Genomic DNA, 14,798 nt, shown 5'->3' on the forward strand with positions numbered 1-14,798 from the left:
TTTGGATAAGAGACAGCGGCGTGGGTGCTGGGCGGGTTGGGCGTGGCGCTGATCACGGCGGCGTGGGTGGCGCTGTGACGGTGCGGCGCGTATTCGGCTGACGGCCGGTGGGGGCTTCTCGCGCAGTTCCCCGCGCCCCTGAAAAGCAGGGGCTGCGCCCCGTGCCTTCCAGGGGCGCGGCCCCGCCGCTTTCCAGGCCCGCAGGGCCGTGGTCTTTCAGGCCCGCAGGGTCTGGGTCTTTCAGGGGCGCGGGGAACTGCGCGAGAAGCCCCACCGGGCCGTCAGCCGCCATCGAACCCCACGAAGTCAGCCCGTGTTGCGCAACCCTGCCGCGACCCCGTTCACCGTGAGCAGCAACGCCCGCGCCAGCAGCGGGTCGGCTTCCTCCCCCGCCGCCGCGGCATCCCGCTGACGCTTCAGCAGGGCGACCTGGAGATACGAGATCGGGTCGAGATAGGCGTCCCGGATGGAGAAGGTCTGCTGCAGCACGGGGTTGGCGTCCAGCAGCTTGTCCTCGCCGGTGATGCGCAGCACCTCGCGCACGGTCAGCTCGTGTTCGGCCCGGATCGTGTCGAAGACGTGCTTGAGCTCGTCGGGGACGAGGGTGTCGACGTAGTGCTGGGCGATCCGCAGGTCCGTCTTGGCCAGCGTCATCTCGACGTTGGAGAGGAAGTTGCGGAAGAAGTGCCATTGCTCGTGCATCTCGTCGAGCACGGTGTCCAGGCCCGCTTCGCGCAGTGCCTTCAGGCCGGAGCCCACGCCGAACCAGCCGGGCACGATCTGCCGTGACTGGGTCCAGCCGAAGACCCAGGGGATGGCCCGCAGTCCGTCGAGGGAGACGCCCGAGCCGGGGCGGCGGGAGGGTCGTGAGCCGAGGTGCAGGTCGGCGAGCTGGTCCACCGGCGTCGAGGCGAGGAAGTACGTCGGCAGGTCGGGGTCCTCGACGAGCTTGCGGTACGCGGCGTGCGCGGCGTCCGACACGACGTCCATGGCCGCGTCCCAGCGGGCGAGGGATTCCACCGACTGGCGGGGGGCGGTGTGCAGGGCGGAGGCCTGGAGCGTGGCGGCGACCGTCAGCTCCAGGTTCTCCCTGGCCAGGGAGGGGACGAGGTACTTGTCGGAGATGACCTCGCCCTGCTCGGTCACCTTGATCTCGCCCTCCAGCGTGCCCCAGGGCTGCGCGAGGATCGCGTCGTGGGAGGGGCCGCCGCCGCGGCCGACGGTGCCGCCGCGGCCGTGGAAGAGCCGCAGTCGTACGCCGTACCGGTGGGCGACGTCGCGCAGGCGGCGCTGCGCCCGGTGGATCTCCCACTGCGAGGTGGTGATGCCGCCGAACTTCGACGAGTCGGAGTAGCCGAGCATGACCTCCTGCACGTCTCCGCGCAGGGCGACGAGTCGCCGGTAGGACGGGTCGGCGAGCATCTCTTCGAGGATGGTGTCGGCGGCCTTCAGCTCGTCCGTCGTCTCCAGCAGCGGGACGATGCCGATCTTGGCCCAGCCGGCGTGGAGGTCGATGAGTCCGGCCTCGCGGGCGAGGACGGTGGCGGCGAAGACGTCGTCGGCGCCCTGGCACATGGAGATGATGTAGGACTCGATGACCTCGGGGCCGAAGACGGTGAGCGCCTTCTTCACGGTCTCGAACACGCCGAGGGTCTTGGCGCCGGCGGCGTCCAGCGGCGCGGGCGTGGGGGCCAGCGGCCTCCTCGACCGGAGCTCACGGGCGAGGAGCTTGTGGCGGTACTCGCGGGGCATGTCCTCGTAGCGCCAGGACTCCTCGCCGAGGCGGTCGAAGAGCTGGCCGAGGGCGTGGTGGTGGGCGTCGGCGTGTTCGCGGACGTCCATGGTGGCGAGCTGGAGGCCGAAGGCGGCCAGGGTGCGGATGGTGCGGTTCATCCGGCCCTCGGCGAAGAGGCCGCCGCGGTGTTCGCGCAGGGAGGTCTGGATGAGGGTGAGGTCGCGCAGGAGTTCGGCGGTGCCGAGGTAGTCGCGGCCGTCCTCGTGGGGGATGCCCTTGGCGAGGCGTTCCTTGGTGTTCTCGAGCTTCTGCCGGATGCAGGTGGCCTTGAGCCGGTAGGGCTCCTCGGCGTTGAGGCGCTTGTAGCGGGGGCTGATCTCGGGCAGTGCCTCCAGGTCGGCCTGGAGCGAGGCGAGGAGTTCCTCCGTGGCACCCGTGTAGCGGATGGAGTTGGAGAGGAAACCGCGCAGTTCGTCGATGAGTTCGAGGGCGTCGTTGATGCCGTGTTCGTGCTGGAGGATGAGGACGTCCCAGGTCACCTGGGGGGTGACGTTGGGGTTGCCGTCGCGGTCGCCGCCGATCCAGGTGCCGAAGGTGAGGGGGCGGGCGGTGGGGTGGGCGGTGAAGACGGGGCGGACGTTGAGGTTCCTGACCGTCTCGCGCAGGTGTTCGGGGTCTGCGTCCTTCAGGCGATCGGCCGTACGGGCGAGGAGACCACCTTCGGCGGCACGCCGTGCCCTCAGCTCGCAGCCGCGGTGCACCTGTTCGGTGACGTTGGCGAGGTGGAAGTAGGTGGAGAAGGCGCGGACCAGCTTGGCCGCGGTCTCCAGCTCGGTGCCGCGCAGCAGGTCGGCGGCGGCTTCACCGTCCTCGCGGGTCAGGCGGCGGACGCGCTCGACCAGGTCCAGGAGTTCGGGGCCCTCCTGGCGTACGAGGGTCTCGCCCAGTAGGTCACCCAGGCGCCGGATGTCGGCGCGCAGCTCGCTGCTGACCGTGGTGGTCTGGTCATCGGCACTGCTCACAGGTGCGGCTCCTTGCAGTGTTGAAGCTCGGCTGAGGGGAACCCGGGTGGGGGCCCGGCGGCCCGGCCGTCGTGGTGGGGCCTGGCCGCGGGGCAGGATTCAGAGCGGACCGCGCTGTCCGAACGAGTCCAGGATAGGCGTCCACCTGGGCGCCCTCGGCGACAGGTGCCACTTTTGCGGCACTCAGTGCCACCTGTCCACCGGGCCCGCTGGTTACACCTGGACGCGCAGACGGGCGGGCCCTTGCCGCCCGGCGCCGCGCTGCCATACTTACGATGCCGTAGGTTACGGAACCGTAGGGAAAGCCGACAGGTACCCCCCGCACGCTGTGCCGCAGGCACCTCCCCCCTCTCTCTCCACCCTCGACCCCCCAGGGGACGCCCCATGAGCTCAAGGTCCGATGTGATCGAAGACGCCCCGAATGTCACAGATTCTCCAGGCTCCGCACCGACCGACTCCCCCGTGCCTTCGGCCACGCTGGGCGGCGAGCAGAAGCGTTCGATCGAGCAGATCACCCTGCTCCTCTTCATCACCGTCCCGTTCCTCGCCCTCCTCGCGGCCGTGCCGCTGGCCTGGGGCTGGGGCGTGAGCTGGCTGGATCTCGGCCTGCTGGTGTTCTTCTACTACCTGGGCTGCCACGGCATCACGATCGGCTTCCACCGGCACTTCACCCACGGCTCGTTCAAGGCCAAGCGCCCGCTGAAGATCGCGCTGGCGATCGCCGGTTCGATGGCGGTCGAGGGCCCGCTGGTGCGCTGGGTGGCCGACCACCGCAAACACCACAAGTTCTCCGACGCCGAGGGCGACCCCCACTCGCCGTGGCGCTACGGCGAGACGCTCCCCGCCCTGTTGAAGGGCCTGTGGTGGGCCCATATCGGCTGGATGTTCGACGAGGAGCAGACCTCGCAGGAGAAGTACGCCCCGGACCTGGTCAAGGACCCGGCGCTCCGCGCGATCTCCCGCCAGTTCATCTACTGGACCATGCTCTCCCTCGCCCTTCCGCCGCTGATCGGCGGTCTGGTGACGATGTCCTGGTGGGGCGCGTTCACCGCGTTCTTCTGGGGCTCCCTCGTCCGGGTGGCCCTGCTGCACCACGTGACCTGGTCGATCAACTCGATCTGTCACGCGGTCGGCAAGCGCCCCTTCAAGTCCCGCGACCGCTCGGGCAACGTCTGGTGGCTGGCGGTCCTCTCCTGCGGCGAGTCCTGGCACAACCTCCACCACGCCGATCCCACCTCCGCCCGGCACGGAGTGGAGCGCGGCCAGCTGGACTCCTCCGCTCGGCTGATCCGGTGGTTCGAGGTGTGCGGCTGGGCGTACGACGTCCGCTGGCCGTCACGCTCGCGTATCGATTCCAGGCGCAAGACGGGTGAGGAAGGCTCCGAGCAACGGAAGGCACCCGCCGAGGCGGCATGATTGACGCCGTGGCGACCGACTCCAGCAGCACCCCGAGCAATGACAAGCCGCGGCGTGTTCGCCGCACCCGGATGACGGGCGCCGAGCGCCGTGCGCAGTTGCTGGAGGTCGGGCGCGCGCTGTTCGCCGCCAAGGGCTTCGAGGCCACGTCGGTGGAGGAGATCGCGGCGAAGGCCGGGGTGTCCAAGCCGGTGGTGTACGAGCACTTCGGTGGCAAGGAAGGGCTGTACGCGGTGGTGGTGGACCGCGAGATGAGCCGGCTGCTGGACATGGTGACCAGTTCGCTGACGGCCGGGCATCCGCGCGAACTCCTCGAACAGGCCGCGTTCGCGCTCCTGGACTTCATCGAGGAGTACACGGACGGCTTCCGCATCCTGGTCCGCGACTCGCCCATCCCTCAGTCGACGGGTTCCTTCGCGTCGCTGATCTCCGACATCGCCACGCAGGTGGAGGACATTCTCGGCCGCGAGTTCAAGAGCCGCGGCTTCGACCCGAAGCTCGCGCCGCTGTACGCGCAGGCGCTGGTCGGGATGGTCGCCCTGACCGGCCAGTGGTGGCTGGATGTGCGCCGGCCGAAGAAGGCGGAGGTGGCGGCGCATCTGGTGAACCTGGCGTGGCACGGGTTGGACGGCCTGAACCAGAAGCCGCGGCTGATCGGCCACCGGAAGTCTTGAGCCGGGGGGTGCGTGGGGGGTGCCTGTTTGGTCGCCGGGTGCGGCCCGGCGGGGCTTCTCGCGCAGTTCCCCGCGCCCCTGAAAAGCAGGGGCTGCGCCCCGTGCTTTTCGCCCCTGAGTGACCGTAGGCCCTCAAGGGGCGCGGGGAACTGCGCGACCAGCCCCCACCCACCACCCGCTATCGCTCCCGCACCCCCGAGCTATTGGGCGCCCCCGTCCACATCCTTCGCGCTGAGCGCCAGCTCGTTGTTCACGGTGAAGTACGGCCGCACCCGCGTCCGCCCCCGCTCACGATGCTCGAACACCTGACCAGGCACCAGATCGGTCTTCCGTCGTTCCACCACATCACCGCCGATCCGCCCCACCGGCACATCCCCCAGCCGCAGGTCCCACAGGTCGTGCTCGACACTCCGCCGCCCCATGAGCTCGCCGTACGGAACGGTGAACCGGAACCCCCGCTCCCCCACAGCCCACACGGGCACACCGAAGTCGTACGCGCTGTCGGCACGTGACACCACCCGCGCCACGGCCCCCTCCGCGACCGCACCGGCCACGGACTCGGCGGCCCCCAGAACCGTCCCGGTCACGGTCACCGTCCCCTCCCCCACCTCCACCTCGTCGATCTCCGCGTGCGCCGGCCGCAGCCACGTCCGCAGCGCGAGGAACCCGTCGACGGTCGGATACGGGATCCACGCCCCGACCCCCCGCGGGTCCACCCACGGCGGCCGGCCGACCAGCTTGGCCTGTTCCACCAGCCGCGCGCCCAGCCGCACCCGCTTGTTCGAGCCGCGCGGCGCGACGTAGCAGTCCCAGCGGCCCTCGGCGAGGGTGTGCTCGGCGGGGCGCAGGGCCGCCCGCACCACGGTGTCCGGCGCGTCGGCGCTCGGCAGCACGGGCACCCTGACCTCGCGCTTGCCGGGGTCGCGGCGCAGCCGGGCGATGAAGTCGAGGGGCCCGGAAGGCAGCTCGGCCGGGTCGAGGAGGACGGTGAGGCCGCCGTCGTCGAGGGCGCGGGCGTGCGCGGTGGGCGTGGGAGCGCTCCCGTCGGCCTCGGCGGCGGGAGCTGCCTTCGTGGAGCGGGGCCGGACGGCGCGGGCGGCGAGCCGTTTCAGCCGGGCGGCGCCGTCCCATCCGCGCCGCCGGGAGCTGGTCAGTTCCGCGAAGAGGGTCTCGTAGCGCTGGGCGATGACGGCGGGGGCGTAGGTCTCGGCCTTGATGAGGGCCTCCTTGCCGAGCCGTTCGCGCAGGGCCTCGTCGGTGACGACGCGGTTCAGGGCGTCGGCGTAGGCGTCGACGTCCCCGTCGAGCGGGACGAGGAGGCCGTCCCGGCCGTGGGTGATGATCTCGCCGGGGCCGTGCGGGCAGTCCGTGGCGACGACCGGGACGCCGCAGTGCATGGCCTCGACGATGGTCATGCCGAAGGACTCCATGTCGGAGGAGACGGCGGCGACGGCACCCTTGGCCCATTCGGTCTCGATCGGGGAGACGGCTCCCATGAGGAACGCCCGGTCGTGCAGGCCGAGCCGGTCGATCAGCTCGCGCAGGTTCTCCTTCTGCGGGCCGCGGCCGTAGATCCGCAGGGTCCAGCCGGGGTGGTCGGCGGCGACCTTGGCGAAGGCGTTCACCAGTCGGTCGTACCGCTTGATGGGAATGAGCCGGCCGGCGGCGACGATGACCCGGGAGTCCAGGGTGGACCGCTCCACGGCGGGGGCCCGGACACCGTTGGGGACACACACGATGGTGGTGCCGGCGTCGGGCAGGGCTGCGCGGTACTGGGCGGCGTCGGCCTCGGAGACGGTGACGTAGGCGTCGAGTCCGCCGATCGCGCGGTTCTGGTTGCTCCGCAGCGGTTCCCGGTACTGGTCGAGGCTGAGGTGCTCCTGCCCGATCCGCAAGTAGCGGCGCCGGCCGTCGCGGGCGAGGTAGCCGTTGAGGTCGGGGCGGGTGGCGATGACGACGTCGGCCGGGGTGTCGGCGAGGAAGCCGCCGATGCGTTCGTCCTGGAGGCCGGTGTAGGGCTGGTTCCCGGTGGCCCCCGTGTACGGGAACATCGTGCCGGGCCGCCGGGTGAGCGGGTGGTCGCCCTCGAAGCCGGGGCTGCCTTCCCGCAGGTCGATCAGCGAGGTCAGACGGACGCGCGGGTCGAACGGGAGGGCGGGTTCGTCGCGGGAGCGGTGGACGCTGACGACCTCCACCTCGTGCCGGTCGGCGAACGCGGCGGACAGGTTGGCGGTCGAGCGGATGGTGCCTCCGATACCGAAGGCATTGTTGATCAGGAACGCGATCTTCATATGTCTTTCCCCCTGGAAACCGCCCGAGGGCGGGCAGCATCGCGCCCGCAGCCCCTGCTGGTCGGGCAAGGGCTGCGCACGGGCACGGCTGAATACGTGATGCGTGGTCGGCAATCAAGAATTGAATGGTTCGGCGCAGCGGAAATCGGCCGATCGGGTAATCCGCGAGAAGTGGCGCGGAAACGAAATCCCGACCGGACGACAAAAAGCCTATGTGGCGCGCGTCACAAACCCCGTCAAGCGCGCCGAGCGGCTCAGCAGATCACCACTGGCCCAGATCCCCCCTGGTCACAGCACGAACTCCCGCTTCCCCGAACATCCGGCGGGAGACAACAAAAGTGAACTGAGAATATATCCACAACAAAGGAAAGCCAAAGAACAATATCAGCCACTCCCGCATCGGAGGCATCGGGAACCGGCGGCCCGCACGGAATACAGAGATCCGTTTATCGGCCATGGCATTTCGAGCGACGCGGGTCGCGGCGGAGGCGTTTCCGGAACGTCCGCCGCCATCCGCCCGGCCGGGCCCGCCGGCTGTACGGCGACGAGGCGCAGCCAGGTCGCGATCGGGCGCGCCCCGGGATCAGCCCGGCCGGCCCGGCTCCAGGAACTCCAACCGGTTGCCCACCGGGTCCTCGGAGTAGAAGCGGCGGTAACCCGGCAGGTCCTCGTTCCAGGTCACGACGGCCCCGCGCGCGGCCAGCCGGGCGGCGAACGCGTCGATGCCCCGCACCCGCAGCCCGGGGTGGGCCTTCCGCGGCGGCCGGTATCCCGCCTCGATGCCCAGATGCAGCAGCACGTCCCCCGCCGCGAACCAACACCCTCCCCGTACGGCGAGCGCGGGCGGCTTCTGTATCTCCGCCATCCCGAGGACGCCCACGTAGTACTCCCGCAGCCGGTCCTCCGTGCCCGGTGGCGCCGCCGGCAGGACGTGGTCGACCGCGGTGATCATCGGGGTGTGGCCGGCTTGTGGGCGACGGCGAAGATGCGGCGGAACGGGAACGGGGTGCCGTGCGCCGTGCGCGGATACGCCTCGCGCAGGGCAGTGCGGTACTCGGCGACGAAGGGCGCCGCGTCGGGGCCCAGTTCGGTGAGGACCGGACGCAGGCCCGTGCCCGTGACCCAGTCGAGCACCGGGTCCTCGCCCTGGAGGAGGTGGACGTACGTCGTCTCCCAGGTGTCGACCTCGCAGCCGAGGTCGGTGAGGGTGGCGTGGTAGTCGACGGGGGCGTGGACCGCGTCGTCGTGGCGGAGGGTGTCGCCGAGGCGGTCCTTCCAGCGGGCGGAGTGCGCCAGTTCGCGCATGAGGCGGTGGCTGGGCGAGTCGAAGTTCCCGGGGACCTGGAAGGCGAAGGTGCCGCCGGGGGCGAGCGCGTCGACCCAGGCGGGGAAGCGGGCGGCATGCCCGGGGACCCACTGGAACGTGGCGTTGCTGACGATCAGGTCGTACGGCTCCGGGGGCGCCCAGGTGAGGACGTCCACCTCGGCGAAGTCGATGTGTCCGCCGCCCGGGGTGGGCCCCTCGTGGTCGGTCCGGGCCCGCTCGAGCATCTCGGGCGAGTTGTCGTACCCGGTGATGCGTGCGGTGGGCCAGCGGTCGGCGAGGAGGCGGGTGACGTTGCCGGGGCCGCAGCCGAGGTCGGCGACGCGGGGGTGCGCGGCGGGCGGGTCGGGGACGTGGGCGAGCAGGTCCACGAAGGCGCGGGCGCGGTGGCCGGCGTGCCGCAGGTACTGCTGGGGGTCCCAGGTGGGGTTGGTGGCGGGCATGGGACGTCCTCCTCGTCATCGCTCAGCTGCCGGACGGCACTGCCACTCTCGACCGCACATATCTCGAAGTCAAGAGACTTTGATCTAATCATCTTGATCTCAAGAGACTTCACATCGACACAACCACTACACTGATCGCCATGGAGGACGAGGTCGATCGGCTGGTCGCAGCGTGGCGCCGGGAGCGCCCCGACCTCGACGTGGAGCCGCTGGAAGTACTCAGCCGGGTGAGCAGACTGGCCCGGCACCTGGATCGCGCGCGCCGGCTGGCGTTCGCGGAGCACCAGCTGGAGCCGTGGGAGTTCGACGTGCTGACGGCGCTGCGGCGGGCGGGGAACCCGTACCAGCTCTCGCCCGGTCAGCTGCTCACCCAGACACTGGTGACGTCGGGCACGATGACCAACCGCATCGACCGGCTCACGAAGAAGGGCCTGGTCGAACGGCTGCCCGACCCCAGCGACCGGCGGGGCGTGCTCGTACGGCTCACGGACGAGGGCCGGGACCGGGCGGACCAGGCGCTCGCCGGCCTCCTCGACCAGGAACGCGCGATCCTGGCCGAACTCACCCGCGCCCAGCGCGGCGAACTGGCGGGCCTCCTACGCCAGCTGACCGCCCCGTTCGACAACATCCCCGGCTAGGTCGACAGGGCCCACGCCCGCCCGGCGTGCGAGGGCCACGGCGGCGAGGGTGGAGTGGACGCCCAGCTTTCCGAGGACGTTCTGCATGTGGGTGCGGACGGTGTGCGGGGAGAGGAACAGGCGCTCGGCGACGGCCTTGCGCCCCAGTCCCGCCACCATGCACCGGAGCACTTCGCGCTCACGCGGGGTGAGTGACTCGACGAGCCGCTCACTCTCCGTGCGGTGCTTGCGCGCGGCGGTCAGCTCCCGCAGGACGCCCGTGAGCAGCGCGGGCGGCAGATGTGTCTCGTCGCGCAGCACGCCCCGGATGACGGTGAGCAGCCGGGACAGCGAGCAGTCCTTGGCGACCCAGCCGGACGCTCCCGCCTGGAGGGCCAGCGCGGCCCTGCGCGGATCGTCCTTCTCTGCGAGGACGACGATCCGTACGCTCGGCTGTCCCGAACGCACGCCCGCGACCAGCGATATGCCGTCCACGTGACCGTCCTCGCCGCCGTCCGGGGCGGGTACGGCGGTCGGCCGCGCGCCGGGGACCTGGGCATGACCCCCCAGGTCGGCGTCGACCAGCAGCACGTCGAACTTGCGCCCCTCCGCCGCCGCGCGGTCCAGACAGCGCAGCGCCGCGGGGCCGCTGCCGGCCGCGGACACGTCGACGTCCGGCTCGGCGGCCAGCGCCGCCGCGAGCGACTCGGCGAAGATACGGTGGTCGTCGACGACCAGGACTCGGATGCGAACCACTGAAACCCCCACTGGTCGGGGGACGACCGGCGCGAGTACGACGCCCGGAGCGTGCCCCGGTTTACACCTGGGACGGGGCGTCGCAGCCGCACGGCCGCCGCCGTGCTGAACCGCTACCCCCACTCCGGGCGTCGTACCCGACTGTCTCGCCCCCTGATCAGCACCGGCCCCCACCGGCGCTGCTCATCAGAGTACGGCCGGGGGGCAGGAGCGGAAGGTAATTTGCAGAACTGGTTGTCCAGCGCGTTTATCGTGTGCCGCATGTTTCGTATCGAGACAGAAGTCGACAGGGATCGAAGCCAATTGCTGCTTTCCCGGCTGCGTGCCAGCAACACCGCGGCTTCGCCGATCCTCCGGGCCCTGCGGGGAACCCCTGGTGAACGCGAGGTTCCGCTCCAGGTGTGGGCTCTGGACGAGACGGGCGACCTCGTCGGCGGCCTGGTCGGCCACACCTGGGCCACCTGGCTTCACGTCACCTACCTCTGGGTCCACGAACGCCACCGGGGCAAGGGCCTCGGTTCTCACCTGCTGTCGCGGGCCGAACGCACGGCCGCCCGCGCACGCGGCTGCCACTCGGCGCGCCTGGAGACCTGGGACTTCCAGGCCCCGGAGTTCTACAAGCGGCTCGGCTACGAGGTGGTGTGCGTGATCCCGGACTATCCGCCGGGGATCACGGAGTACACGCTGACGAAGAGGATCGGGTGAGCCGAGCGGAACGAAGCCCGCCTGAAGGTGCTCGCCAGATAGAGAACAGCTTCAGCAACGGGCGCCCCATGGGCGGGTGATGATACGAGAGCCAGATGATCAGGTCGGTGGCCGCGCGAGTACGGTGGAGTGGCCTGCCCGGATCAGCTTGGGGGAAATCGTGACGTTCGAGCAAGAATGGGCCGAACTGCGCGCGGCGGCGGCCGAGCGGACTGCCATGCGGATCAACAGCGCTCCGGCCGCGGGCGGCGGAGGTGGTGGCGGCGGCGGAAAAGACCTGGTGGTCAATCGGGACGATCTCGGCGCTATCGGCAATGACGCGTATGACCTGTTGGGCCGGCTGGGGAAGGAGGGCGACATCGCCCGTCCCGCCACGTTCGACGCGGCGATAGCGCTGACCAACGGGAACTTCGTGAGCGGTTCGGCCGTGCTGAAGGTGCACGACTTCTGGCAGACCCACCTGCGGACGCTGCTGGACGCCTGCGCGCAGATTTCCAATCACCTCGATTACAGCAAGGCCCAGCACGCCAAGGACGAGGCGAAGATCGAGGGGGATCTCATGCGGACTTCCGTGCTCTCGGACTACATGAAATAGGGCTCGGGGGAGCACGCACCATGCTGAAGTACGAGGACATCATCGACGCGCCGGTGGCGAAGCTGAAGGCCGCCGTCGACGACTGGTCGGAGATGGCGAAGAAGCTGGACACTCTCGCCACAGACGCCACCGACGGAATGAAGGCAAAGGCGAACAAAGCCTCCTGGGAGGGCGTCAACGCAGGGGTCACCAAGGCGTTCATCGGCAAGACGGCCAAGGAGTTCGCGGACGCCGCGGCCGAGGCCAAGGGTGTGAAGCTGATCCTGGAAGAGGGGTACTTGGCCATCAAGAAGGCCAAGGACGACCTGATCGCCATCCGGGACCACGAGGGGCCCGCGGCCGGCATCCGGGTGGACGGCAAAGGCAAGGTCACGGCGCGGAACCCGTTGTCCGAGATCCCTGGGGCGCTGCACGACCCCGACTACAAAGAGCCCCTGCAGCAAGAGGCGCGGAACATCGAGTCGTGGCAGAAGAGGATCGACCTCATCGTCGACAACTGCAACGACACCGATGTCACCCTCAAGAACACCCTTGAGGCCAACGTCACCGACCGCAAGGACTTCAGCGCTCCGACGTACACGAAGCTGGACCAGGAGGAGGCCGCCCGTGCCGCCGCTCTGGCGGGCAAGGGCCGGGACCTCACCCACTCCGAACTTCAGCAGCTCAACGAACTGCTGAAGGACAACAGCAAGTCGGTGGAGTTCTCCAGGAGCTTCTACGAGAAACTCGGCCCCGAGAAGTCGCTCGCGTTCTTCGGCCAGCTCTCCACGGACACATACGAGTACAGCAAGGTCGACCCGCAGCGCCTCAAGGACGTCCAGCAGCTCCAGGAGAACCTCGGCCTCAACCTGGCCACCGCCTCACACGACAAGGAATTCGCCGACAAGTGGGGCCCGGAGCTCCGCAAGTTGGGTACGGAGCGCATTCCTCTGTCCAAGAACGACTTCGGCGGGCCATTCGGCTATCAGCTGCTCGGCGGGATCATGCGGTACGGGAACTACGACGCGAAGTTCCTCAACCCGATCGCCGAACACGTGGCGCAGCTGCACGCGAAGGACCCGGACATGTTCGCCGAGAACAAGACGGTGAACAGTCTGTTCAAGAACCCGTACAACCCCTCCGGCGTGAACGGGGCCGGCTACGACCCGGCCACCGCCATGCTGGAAGCGCTCGGCAACAGCCCGGAAGCGGCGAAGAAGTTCTTCACCGACCCCCCGACCGCCTACAACGAGGACGGCACGGTCAACCACGGTGCCACGGCCGCGCTCGGGAAGGACAAGGACGGCGAGCCGTTCAACAACTACCTGGACTTCTTCAGCAACGAGAAGTGGGAATCCTTCCCCGACGTCAACTCGGTCGACGAGCACGAGGCGGCGCTCGACCAGATGCCCGACGCCCTCGGCCACGCCCTGGAGGCGGCGACCCTCGGCTACCCGGCCGGGCACCCGGACGCCGGCGTGGTGCGGGACGCGGACAACGCCGCGGTCATGCAGAAGGTCATGGAGAAGTACGCGGCGGAACCGGGTCTGCTGAAGGAGCGCCACGAGGCGATGGCCGACAGCCTGGGTGTCATGGGCGGTGGCTACATCGACGACATCAACTGGGCGCTGGAAAAGAACCATCCGGAGAGCGTGTTCGCGCCGGGCAAGAACCCGGAGGGGCACATCGACTTCGCGGACACCAGGGACGGGCATGGGCGCAGCGTCGTCCGGGGCTTCCTCAGCACCCTGGGTCAGCACCCGGACGCCTACGCGACGCTCTCGACCGCGGAGCAGGTCTACACCCGCAGCGTGCTGGAAGGGACCGTGGGCCCGGACGGGATCAAGGAGGGTGCTGCCAGGGCGACCGTGCTGGTGGGCGCCGAGGTGCAGGGCATGCTCGACCAGTCCCGGGCGGACCAGGTGGAGGCGACGAACCTCAAGACCCACGAGGACTACGAGAAGGCGGTCGAAAAGCGGGCGGGCTGGGTCCAGTTCGGGGCCGCGGTGGGCATCGCGGCCGGTGTCGCCTTCCTGCCCGCGACCGCGGCCGTGGGCACGGCTGCGGTGCTCATCCCGCTGGCGACGGACACCGCGGCTGGTGCCGCCGAACAGGTCATCGGTCAGATGGTCGGCGACATGTCCGAGAAATCGGTGGACGAGCACAAGGAGAAGATGGAGGACCTCACCGACGAGGAGAGAATGGCGATCTTCACCGCCGGAGAGGCCCTGGCTGAGGCACCGATGGAGGATTTTCTGGACCAGCACGTCCCGGACCTCAAGAACAGCACGTTCGCGCGGGACCTTCGCGAATCGATGCTGATCGGCTACGGGGTCGGCAACGACCGGGAGAACCAGCAGGGCAACCGCCCGGAGACCGGCTGAGACCGGCGGACGGCTGAGGACACGTAAGGATGCGGATAGTGATCAATCGAAGGCCGGTGCGCGTTGGACTCCTTACCACGGCCGTGGCCAGCCTGTTGTATCTCGGGGCCACAGGTTGTGGTGGGGACGGAGACGAGGAGGCGGCCGACAAGACTCTGGCGGGGACCCAACTGTGCGGTGGGGACGCCGTGTCCGCCCAGGCATCCAAGGCGCTGAAGGTGATCACGGGATCGTCGCGGTTCGGGACGACGGCGGAGAAGTCCACCGTCTCGCGTGCCGCGACGGACCTCGTGGAGGCGTTTCCGGGAACCACCGGCGGGCGCGACGACATCTGCCGCATCTACACGGCCGACGGTACGCCGGATTTCGCGATCCGAGTCACCTGGGGGCTGGACGACGGCCCCCCGACGGGAACTCCGGCCCCGGATTTCACCGTGCTGGATATGGGGGAGCGCACCCTGGCAGCGGCGGACAGGGCGTCGGTCCAGTTCGCGTGCCGGAGCGACAGGTTTCGCATCCCCACGAATGCGGCTCACGTCGCCATCGGCGTGGAGCACTGGGGCATGCCGACGGAACCCGAAGGCGACATCAAGGCGCTCAAGGACGCCTACGCAACCGTGGCCCACTCCTTCTCGCTGGCCATGGCCAAGGAACTGCGCTGCGAGAAGAACGGCGGGCTCCCCGCGAAGCCCGTGCTGGATCCCGCGTAGCCGCCGGGGTGAGTCCGCGGTGTGCAAGGACCGTGCGGGGCCAGGGAGAGCGGATCACATGAGTGGTCGCACGGAGGCGTGGGGCGAGGCCTGGCAATTTCGCCCTCTGCCGGGGGAGTTGAGCGGACGCTCGCCGGGTGGAACGCG

At 69.7% G+C, this 14,798-nt stretch carries 12 protein-coding genes; 7 read left to right on the top strand and 5 right to left on the bottom strand.

Annotation, left to right across the window (positions count from 1 at the left end; genetic code table 11):
• Positions 1-306: 306 nt before the first annotated feature.
• Positions 307-2,757, bottom strand: coding sequence for a phosphoenolpyruvate carboxylase (locus tag GWK25_RS37665; RefSeq protein WP_215455942.1), 2,451 nt, complete (start codon positions 2,755-2,757; stop codon positions 307-309).
• A gap of 384 nt (positions 2,758-3,141) precedes the next feature.
• Between GWK25_RS37665 and GWK25_RS37670 the strand changes: the two genes are divergently transcribed.
• Both GWK25_RS37670 and GWK25_RS37675 read left to right on the top strand, forming a co-directional pair.
• Positions 3,142-4,173 (top strand): fatty acid desaturase, encoded by a 1,032-nt coding sequence (locus GWK25_RS37670; protein ID WP_215455943.1) that lies wholly within the window; start codon positions 3,142-3,144, stop codon positions 4,171-4,173.
• Positions 4,170-4,847 (top strand): TetR/AcrR family transcriptional regulator, encoded by a 678-nt coding sequence (locus GWK25_RS37675; RefSeq protein ID WP_033524913.1) that lies wholly within the window; start codon positions 4,170-4,172, stop codon positions 4,845-4,847. Before GWK25_RS37670 ends, GWK25_RS37675 begins: the two co-directional genes overlap by 4 nt.
• A gap of 200 nt (positions 4,848-5,047) precedes the next feature.
• Here the strand turns inward: GWK25_RS37675 and GWK25_RS37680 are convergent, their stop codons facing one another.
• The 3 genes from GWK25_RS37680 to GWK25_RS37690 all read right to left on the bottom strand — a co-directional run bounded on the left by GWK25_RS37680 (position 5,048) and on the right by GWK25_RS37690 (position 8,905).
• The gene (locus GWK25_RS37680; protein WP_215455944.1) at positions 5,048-7,138 is read right to left on the bottom strand and encodes a glycosyltransferase family 4 protein; all 2,091 of its coding nucleotides are present in this window, start codon (positions 7,136-7,138) and stop codon (positions 5,048-5,050) included.
• A 583-nt stretch (positions 7,139-7,721) separates the two neighbouring features.
• Positions 7,722-8,090, bottom strand: coding sequence for a glyoxalase (locus tag GWK25_RS37685; protein ID WP_215455945.1), 369 nt, complete (start codon positions 8,088-8,090; stop codon positions 7,722-7,724).
• Positions 8,087-8,905, bottom strand: a complete 819-nt coding sequence (locus GWK25_RS37690; protein ID WP_215455946.1) for a trans-aconitate 2-methyltransferase — start codon at positions 8,903-8,905, stop codon at positions 8,087-8,089. Before GWK25_RS37690 ends, GWK25_RS37685 begins: the two co-directional genes overlap by 4 nt.
• A 140-nt stretch (positions 8,906-9,045) precedes the next feature.
• Here GWK25_RS37690 and GWK25_RS37695 point away from each other — a divergent pair, with 140 nt between their 5' ends.
• Positions 9,046-9,543 (top strand): MarR family winged helix-turn-helix transcriptional regulator, encoded by a 498-nt coding sequence (locus GWK25_RS37695; protein ID WP_215455947.1) that lies wholly within the window; start codon positions 9,046-9,048, stop codon positions 9,541-9,543.
• Here the strand turns inward: GWK25_RS37695 and GWK25_RS37700 are convergent.
• Complete coding sequence (locus tag GWK25_RS37700; RefSeq protein ID WP_215455948.1) at positions 9,502-10,278, bottom strand: response regulator transcription factor; 777 nt, start codon at positions 10,276-10,278, stop codon at positions 9,502-9,504. The two genes, GWK25_RS37695 and GWK25_RS37700, sit on opposite strands and share 42 nt — an antisense overlap.
• Positions 10,279-10,539: 261 nt before the next feature.
• On the opposite strand from GWK25_RS37700, the gene GWK25_RS37705 reads away from it, so the two are divergent.
• From GWK25_RS37705 to GWK25_RS37720, 4 genes are all read left to right on the top strand, one after another.
• Positions 10,540-10,983, top strand: a complete 444-nt coding sequence (locus tag GWK25_RS37705; RefSeq protein WP_215455949.1) for a GNAT family N-acetyltransferase — start codon at positions 10,540-10,542, stop codon at positions 10,981-10,983.
• A 160-nt stretch (positions 10,984-11,143) separates the two neighbouring features.
• Positions 11,144-11,578 (top strand): hypothetical protein, encoded by a 435-nt coding sequence (locus GWK25_RS37710; RefSeq protein ID WP_215455950.1) that lies wholly within the window; start codon positions 11,144-11,146, stop codon positions 11,576-11,578.
• A 20-nt stretch (positions 11,579-11,598) separates the two neighbouring features.
• A complete protein-coding gene (locus tag GWK25_RS37715) occupies positions 11,599-13,941 on the top strand; it encodes a hypothetical protein (RefSeq protein ID WP_215455951.1) in 2,343 nt (780 codons plus the stop codon).
• 29 nt (positions 13,942-13,970) lie between these two features.
• A complete protein-coding gene (locus tag GWK25_RS37720; RefSeq protein ID WP_215455952.1) occupies positions 13,971-14,651 on the top strand; it encodes a hypothetical protein in 681 nt (226 codons plus the stop codon).
• The last annotated feature ends 147 nt before the right edge of the window (positions 14,652-14,798 follow it).

It is taken from the genome of Streptomyces sp. ATCC 21386 (assembly GCF_018728545.1).
GTDB lineage: Bacteria > Actinomycetota > Actinomycetes > Streptomycetales > Streptomycetaceae > Streptomyces.

Excerpts from the sequence above, each read along its gene's own strand:
- GWK25_RS37670 (WP_215455943.1), top strand. The coding sequence starts at position 3,142 with ATGAGCTCAAGGTCCGATGTGATCGAAGACGCCCCGAATGTCACAGAT.
- GWK25_RS37675 (WP_033524913.1), top strand. The coding sequence starts at position 4,170 with ATGATTGACGCCGTGGCGACCGACTCCAGCAGCACCCCGAGCAATGAC.
- GWK25_RS37680 (WP_215455944.1), bottom strand. The coding sequence starts at position 7,138 with ATGAAGATCGCGTTCCTGATCAACAATGCCTTCGGTATCGGAGGCACC.
- GWK25_RS37685 (WP_215455945.1), bottom strand. The coding sequence starts at position 8,090 with ATGATCACCGCGGTCGACCACGTCCTGCCGGCGGCGCCACCGGGCACG.
- GWK25_RS37690 (WP_215455946.1), bottom strand. The coding sequence starts at position 8,905 with ATGCCCGCCACCAACCCCACCTGGGACCCCCAGCAGTACCTGCGGCAC.
- GWK25_RS37695 (WP_215455947.1), top strand. The coding sequence starts at position 9,046 with ATGGAGGACGAGGTCGATCGGCTGGTCGCAGCGTGGCGCCGGGAGCGC.
- GWK25_RS37705 (WP_215455949.1), top strand. The coding sequence starts at position 10,540 with ATGTTTCGTATCGAGACAGAAGTCGACAGGGATCGAAGCCAATTGCTG.
- GWK25_RS37715 (WP_215455951.1), top strand. The coding sequence starts at position 11,599 with ATGCTGAAGTACGAGGACATCATCGACGCGCCGGTGGCGAAGCTGAAG.
- GWK25_RS37720 (WP_215455952.1), top strand. The coding sequence starts at position 13,971 with ATGCGGATAGTGATCAATCGAAGGCCGGTGCGCGTTGGACTCCTTACC.